The organism is Streptomyces sp. CO7 (assembly GCF_053474865.1).
In genome coordinates this window covers 355506-360412 of record NZ_JBRIOU010000006.1, presented here as the reverse complement: position 1 = coordinate 360412, position 4907 = coordinate 355506, and the positions used below count along the sequence as shown (strand labels likewise).

Here is a 4907-nt window from a genome sequence, read left to right as displayed (position 1 = left end):
GGGGAGGGCCGGCGGGAGGGACGAGGCGACGGACATGCCCCGATCGTGGCACGGTTCGTGGGACACGTCGTCAACTCCCGGTCGTACAGCCGAGGTCGACGCCCGCGACGGGTGAATGCCGACCCAGGCCGGACGCCCCGCACCCCCGCCGGGCGGCACCGTGGTCCCCATGATCGATGTCACGCACCTCACCAAACGCTACGGCGGCGTCACGGCCGTCGACGACCTGACCTTCACCGTCCGGCCGGGGCGGGTCACCGGCTTCCTCGGGCCCAACGGCGCGGGCAAGAGCACCACGCTGCGCGTGCTCCTGGGCCTCCAACGGCCGACCGCCGGCGCCGCCACCGTCGACGGCCGTCCCTTCTCCGGGCGTCCGCGCGGGCTGCGCCAGGTCGGCGCGCTCCTCGACGCACAGGACGTGCACGGCGGCCGGACGGCCCGGGCCCACCTGGCCGCACTCGCCCGCAGCAACCGGATCCCGCTCGCCCGGGTGGACGAGGTGCTGGACCTGGCCGGGCTGACCGGTGCCGCCCGCCGCCGGATCTCCGGGTTCTCCCTCGGCATGAAGCAGCGCCTCGGCATCGCCGCCGCCCTGCTGGGGGACGCGCCGGTGCTGGTCTTCGACGAGCCGCTCAACGGTCTCGACCCCGAGGGGGTGCGATGGGTCCGCGGTCTGTTCCGCGGGCTCGCGGCCGAGGGCCGCACCGTCCTCGTCTCCAGTCACATGATGTCCGAGATGGAGCACACCGCGGACGAACTGGTCGTCGTCGGAGGCGGACGGCTGATCGCCGCGGAGAGCCTCGCCGCCTTCTCCGCACGGGGCTCGGGCGAGCACATCACCGTCGGCACCCCGGAGGCCGCCGCGCTCGGCCGGCTGCTGACCGCCGAGGGCGCGGACGTGCGGACGGAGGGCGACCTGCTCGTCGTCACCGGACTGGACGTCGGCCGGATCGGTGGGATCGCCCACCGCCACGGCATACCGCTGACCCAACTCCAGCACGAACGCCCGTCGTTGGAGGAGGCGTTCATGCGCCTGACCGCGGACTCCGTCCAGTACCCGACAGGAGGGGCACGATGAACATGACGGAACCCCGCCCGCGCTTCGGCGACCTGACCGCCGCCGAGTGGATCAAACTGCGCTCCCTGCGCTCCACCTGGGTCGCCCACGGCACCGCCGCCCTGGTGGTGATCGCCTTCAACGCAGGGACCGCCTGGGACCTCCAGGCCCACTGGCACGAGCGGACCGCCGAGGACCGGGCGTCCTTCGTCCAGGCCGGCCTGCCGCTCCAGCTGGCGTTCAACGCCAACGCGGCCGTGGTGACCATGGTGACGCTGTGCGTCCTCGGGGCGCTGCCGCTGCTCGGCGAGTTCGCCACCGGCAGCGTGCGCACGACGTTCACCGCGGTCCCCGCCCGCGGCGCGGTCACCGCCGCCAAGGCCGTCGTGGTCACGCTGACCGCCACGGCCTGGGGCGCGCTGGTCGCGGCCGTCTCCTTCCTCCTCACCCAGGCGATCCTCGACACCCGTGGCGTGGGCGTCGCCGCCACCGACCCGGGCGTGCCCCGGATGCTCCTGGCGTCGGCGCTGCTGGCCCCGGTCTGCGCGTTGACCGGACTCGGTCTGGCCGCCGTGCTGCGGCGCACGGCGGGCACCGTGCTCGCGGGGGTGACCGCGCTGCTGGTGCTGCCGTTGCTGCTCGCCGAGGACCGTCACTGGACGGCGGTCGCCCGGCACGCGCTGCCCTTCCCCGCCTGGCTGCGGCTGACCCCCACCGGGCCGGAGCCGGTCGCCTTCCCCTGGACGCAGGCCGGGGCGTGGACCGTCTACGCGGTGTGGGCGACGGCGGCGGCCGGGGTCACTGTTCTCGCCGTCCGGCGACGGGACGTGTGAGCGGCTGGGCGTCGCCCGGCGCCGTCGCCCCGGGCGGCGCGGTCCTCGTGTCCGCTGCGGCGGCCACCTCGCCCCGCCGCGTCGCGCGGAACAGGCGCAGCTCGGGGTCGGTCACGTCGTCGGAGCGCAGCAGCTTGACGTCCGAGTGGTAGCTCATCGACGTCAGCCACGGCATCCGGTTCCCCTGGCGGGGCAGTTGGTCGACCGCCCGCAGGATGTAGCCGGCCGCGAAGTCCAGGAAGGGGCGGGTGGGCATGGCCGGGTCGGCCGGCTCGGGACAGGCCGCGTCCCAGCCGTGGGCGTCCAGGTGGGACAGCAGGCGGCAGAAGTGCTCGCAGAGCAGGCCGATCTTCAGCGTCCAGGACGAGTTGGTGTAGCCGATGGCCATCACCAGGTTCGGCACGCCGGAGAGCATCATGCCCTTGTAGGCGACGGTCTGCGAGAGCCGGACGGGCTCGCCGTCGACGGTCAGCGCGACGCCGCCCAGCGCCTGCACGGTGAGACCGGTGGCGGTGACCACGATGTCCGCCTCCAGCTCCCGGCCCGACTCCAGCAGGACGCCCCGCTCGGTGAACCGGGCGACCCGGTCGGTGACCACCTCGGCGGCGCCCCGGCCGATCGCCTTGAACAGGTCGCCGTCCGGCACCGCGCACAGCCGCTGGTCCCACGGGTCGTACGGCGGGTTGAAGTGCTCGTCGACCGGATAACCCTCGGGCAGCTGCTTGGTGTTGACCCACCGGATCAGCTTCCGCGCGGTCTTCGGGAACCGCTGGGCGAACGACCAGATGGCGCGCTGCTGCGCGATGTTCTTGCGCCGGGTGAGGGCGTAACCGCGTTCCTCGCCGAACCACTTGCGCAGCGCGGCGGCGATCGCGTCCTCACGGGGCACCGGCATGACGTACGTGGGCGTCCGCTGGAGCATGATCACGTGCGAGGCCGTCTCCGCCAGCGCCGGGACCAGGGTGACGGCGGTCGCGCCGCTGCCGATCACCACCACCCGCCGGCCGGCGTGGTCCAGGTCCTCGGGCCACTGCTGCGGGTGGACCACGGTGCCCCGGAAGTCCTCCAGGCCCTCGAAGCGCGGGGTGTGTCCCTGGTCGTAGCGGTAGTAGCCGCTGGCGCAGAACACCCAGCGGGCGCTCAGCCGGAGGCGCTCGCCGGTGTCGGTGCGCTCCACCTCGGCCAGCCAGCGCGCCTCCTCGCTCGACCAGGAGAGCGCGGTCACCCGGTGGTGGTAGCGGATATGGGCGTCGAGACCGTTCTCCGTCGCCGTCTCGCGCAGGTAGGCCAGGATGCGCGGCGCGTCGGCGATGGCCTGCCGGTCCCGCCACGGCTTGAACTCGTAGCCGAAGGTGTGGAGGTCGGAGTCCGAGCGGATGCCCGGGTACCGGAAGAGGTCCCAGGTGCCGCCCGAGGCGCCGCGGGCCTCCAGGACGGCGAAGGACTTCGCCGGGTGCTCGGTCCGCAGGTACCGCCCCGCGCCGATGCCGGACAGGCCGGCCCCGACGACGAGGACGTCCAGCTGCTCCAGGGGCGTCTCGGTCCGGCTCACGGCGTCACTCCACTCCCGCTCCGATCAAGGTGCTCCGACTATGCGCCAAAAGGGCCTTCACAACCAGCCGTTGCGCTTGAACCCGCGGTGGATGAAGAAGCAGGCCACCACGATCAGCCCGATCGCGTAGGCGTACCCGTACCGCCAGCCCAGCTCGGGCATGTGTTCAAAGTTCATGCCGTACACGCCGCAGACCATCGTCGGGACGGCGATGATCGCGGCCCACGCGGTGATCTTCCGCATGTCCTCGTTCTGCGCCACGGTCACCTGGGCCAGGTGGGCCTGCAGCACGGAGTCCAGCAGCGCGTCGGAGGCGGTGATCTGCTCGGTGACGCGGGCCAGGTGGTCGGAGACGTCACGGAAGTAGGCCCGTATCTCCTCGGTGACCGGTGCGGAGGGATCGGTCGCCAGCCGGGCCAGCGGCTGCGCCAGCGGCACCGCGGCCCGCTTGAACTCCAGCACCTCACGCTTGAGCTGGTAGATGCGGCCGGGGTCGGCGGTGCGGTCGGCGGGGGAGAAGACCTGGTTCTCCACCGCGTCGATGTCGTCCTGCACGGCCGCCGCCACCGTCAGGAACTCGTCGACGACGTGGTCCGCGACCGCGTGCAGCACCGCCGAGGGGCCCTCGGCCAGCATCCGCGGCTGCGCCTCGAGCTCCTCGCGCAGCGGGCCCAGCGAACCGTGGCTGCCGTGCCGGACGGTGACCACGAAGCGGGGACCGGTGAAGACCATGATCTCGCCGGTGTCCACCACCTCGCTGGTCGCGGTCAGTTCGGCGTGCTCGACGTAGGTGACCGTCTTGAAGACGGAGAACAGCACGTCGCCGTAATGCTCCACCTTGGGCCGCTGGTGGGCGTGGACCGCGTCCTCCACCGCCAGCGGGTGCAGCCCGAACAGCTCCGCCACGTCGGTGAACTGCTCGGCGGTGGGCTCGTGCAGCCCCAGCCAGACGAAGCCGTCGCGGTGCTTGGCCGCGAGCCGCACCGCCTCGTGCACGCCCGCAGGTCCGTCCTGCCGGACACCGTCGCGGTAGACGACGCAGTTCACCACCGTCGATCCCAGGGGGGAGCGGGCGGGATGGTTGAGATCCACCCGGCGCGTACGCCGCGCCAGCCGCGCCACCTTGCGCAGGTTGCCGACCATGGACATGTTGGGGGCCACGCTCCTTCGCCCTACTAGGCCTTCAGCGCTGCTCATTGTGCCTCGCCCGCCGGCCCGGCGGCGTCTCGCATGGCGGCCATGGCGTTGACGGCCGCGAAAGCACCGTGCTTGCATCGGAACATGCCGCGCCAGATCCTCACCTGCCGCCGCTGCGTCGACCTGGTCCGTGTCGCCGCAGCGCTGTGTCGCGTGGCCTGACACCGGTTCCCTCCCGGTCGTTCCCTCCCTTCCCGCCGCACGCCGAGCAGCCGCCGGCCCGCTGACGATCCGTCGGCTCCCGGCTCGTGCCGCACGTCCGGCGTCC

4 protein-coding genes are annotated in these 4907 nt (G+C 72.8%); 2 read left to right on the top strand and 2 right to left on the bottom strand.

The annotated features are described in order from the left end of the window. The first annotated feature begins 169 nt into the window (after window positions 1–169). Window positions 170–1078 carry an ABC transporter ATP-binding protein gene (locus tag ACOV8S_RS23160; protein ID WP_448319967.1) on the top strand — a complete coding sequence of 303 codons (909 nt, stop codon included), beginning with the start codon at window positions 170–172 and terminating at the stop codon, window positions 1076–1078. Then, window positions 1075–1890 (top strand): ABC transporter permease, encoded by an 816-nt coding sequence (locus ACOV8S_RS23155; RefSeq protein WP_448319966.1) that lies wholly within the window; start codon window positions 1075–1077, stop codon window positions 1888–1890. The genes ACOV8S_RS23160 and ACOV8S_RS23155 overlap by 4 nt, the downstream gene beginning before the upstream one ends. Here ACOV8S_RS23155 and ACOV8S_RS23150 read toward each other — a convergent pair. Together ACOV8S_RS23150 and ACOV8S_RS23145 are read right to left on the bottom strand one after the other, a co-directional pair. Continuing rightward, window positions 1856–3442, bottom strand: coding sequence for a flavin-containing monooxygenase (locus ACOV8S_RS23150; RefSeq protein ID WP_448319964.1), 1587 nt, complete (start codon window positions 3440–3442; stop codon window positions 1856–1858). The two genes, ACOV8S_RS23155 and ACOV8S_RS23150, sit on opposite strands and share 35 nt — an antisense overlap. Before the next feature lie 57 nt (window positions 3443–3499). Then, window positions 3500–4591, bottom strand: a complete 1092-nt coding sequence (locus tag ACOV8S_RS23145) for a magnesium and cobalt transport protein CorA (RefSeq protein ID WP_448320133.1) — start codon at window positions 4589–4591, stop codon at window positions 3500–3502. Between the last annotated feature and the right edge of the window lie 316 nt (window positions 4592–4907).